We start from the raw sequence: 376 nt of genomic DNA on the forward strand, positions 1-376 counted from the left end.
ATATATAAATGCGATTGACTCCATACAGGAGATTGCGAAGCACTCCCTACGGGAGATCGCGAAAGACTAGCAACCTGGAGACTGTCTGTGGGGGAGACCGGGAATCAATTTTGGGTCTCAAAGCGAAAGTCGGTTTTAAACCGACTGGTTTTGTGATATTGTAAGTTGAGTTCAATAACTCAACATCCCTAAACAAACTATGTTATATTAAATTAAACCGATTAAGTCAGTACCAAAGTGGGAGGTATAGACATGGTGAGGCAAATTCCATCAAAAACTCAACTGGGGGTGATAAAATCTAACACTAATCAGGGTGTGGAGACGCCTAAAATTGTCTACCCAGAAAGTGATAATAAACCTATGGCGGATAACACTA

Source organism: Cylindrospermopsis sp. CR12, assembly GCF_001432185.1.
Taxonomy (GTDB): Bacteria; Cyanobacteriota; Cyanobacteriia; order Cyanobacteriales; family Nostocaceae; genus Raphidiopsis; species Raphidiopsis raciborskii.